Genomic DNA, 1698 nt, shown 5'->3' on the forward strand with positions numbered 1-1698 from the left:
GGGGGGTGCCCCTATCTGTTTCGTCAACCCTGGTGGGGTCGGTTCGCGGGGATTCGCGATGGTTTCGGGAACGCCCCGCGAAGCGGGGTGTTCCCGGCGGATCGGGTGGCTGAGGGGCAGCCCCGGTGGTCGGCAGGGCCGGAGGGCCGTGCCGGTGCACGGGCGTGATGGGGCCTGGAGGGTAGGGCGGTGGAGGCGTCAGGCGGCGAGGTCGATGTCGTCGGGGGTGCGTGGTTCGTAGAGGGCGCCGGTGCGGATCATCGCGTGGATGACGTTCACGCGCTGGCGGGCCAGGCGGAGGATCGCCTGAGTGTGGGTCTTGCCGCGTGCGCGCTGACGGTCGTAGTAGATCCGGGACGACAGGTCCGTCTTGCAGCCGATCGCGGCGAACGCGGCCTGGAACAGGGCGCGTTTGAGGAGCCGGTTGCCGCGGTGAGGCGCGTGTTCGCCGCGGATGGAGGTGCCCGAGGACTTCGTTGTGGGGGCGAGTCCGGCGTAGGAGGCGAGGTGCCCGGCGGTGGGGAAGGTGGTGCCGTCGCCGATCGCGACGATGACGGCCGCGGTGGTCCTGACGCCCATGCCGGGCAGGGACGTCAGGAGGTGGAAAAGAGGGAGGGCCTCCAGCAGGGCGGCGATCTCCTGCTCGGCCTGATGGCGCTGGGTGTGGGCGGCGGCGAGCTGCGCGGCCAGGCCGGGCACGATCAGCGCGGAGGTCTCGGTGCCCGGGACCACGAGGGTCTGCTCGTCCAGCGCCTCGAAGATCTCGGCGGTGAGGTGGGCGGCCTTGCGCGAGCCGTGTGCCTTGAGCAGCGCCTCGCAGCGGACACGCCCCAGCTTCCTGATCTTCGCGGGGGAACCGTGTTTGGTCAGGAGGGCCTGGACGTAGGGGTAGGCCAGCCGCTTGCCCAGGACACGCTCCAGGGAGGGGTGGATCTGGGAGAGCAGGCCGCGCAGCCGGTTGGTGGTGCGGTTGACCTCGCCGGCCAGGTCGTTGTCGTAGCCGGTGAGCATGGTCAGCGCCGCCAGCGTCTCGTCGTCCCGGTCGATCGCGCGCAGGGTGTGCGGCATGGTCCGGGCCGTGTCCGCGATCACGAAGGCGTCGCGGGCGTCGGTTTTGGCCTCGCCGGGGTAGAGGTCGGCGGCCCGCCGCATCGACAGACCGGGCAGGTAGGCGACCCGGCAGCCCGCCGCCCGGGCCGCGGTGACCGGCAGGGCGCCAATGTTGGCGACCTGGTCGACCACGACCAGGACGGTGCCGAACTTCGCGACCAGCTTGGTGAACAGCTCCAGCAGCTTCGGTTCGGTGTTGGGCAGCCGTCTGTCGTGGACGGTCTTGCCGTGCCCGGTCAGACCGTGGGCGTGGTGGAACTCCTTGCCCAGGTCAAGGCCGAGGAACAGATCTGTGCCGACGGTGTCGACCATGCTCGCGTGCCCCCTCGACGTGCACTCGTGCCCGATCCTGGCCGTCCCTGCGGCACCACACGCCGGCAACCACGTTACGCAGACATCCCCGCCCAAAAGCAGTCCGGCATTGCGCCGGACCGGACGGTCGTCAGGCCCCTCATCAGCGGTCAAGCGGTGCCCCGAAGCCCGGCGGCAACACCCCCCAGGTCATCGACTTCGACAGGGGGCACACAGCCATACCGGACCCGGGGGCCAGGCGCCCCATTGCGGGGCCACGAGAAAGGTAACGGGGCC

General features: G+C 70.8%; 1 protein-coding gene. It reads right to left on the bottom strand.

What is annotated here, in order from left to right; translation table 11 throughout:
• Positions 1 to 198: 198 nt before the first annotated feature.
• Positions 199 to 1422, bottom strand: coding sequence for an IS110 family RNA-guided transposase (locus tag ABEA26_RS35875; RefSeq protein ID WP_345598249.1), 1224 nt, complete (start codon positions 1420 to 1422; stop codon positions 199 to 201).
• Positions 1423 to 1698: the final 276 nt, after the last annotated feature.

Origin of the sequence: Streptomyces marokkonensis, from assembly GCF_039539045.1 — a bacterium.
GTDB classification, from domain to species: Bacteria; Actinomycetota; Actinomycetes; order Streptomycetales; family Streptomycetaceae; genus Streptomyces; species Streptomyces marokkonensis.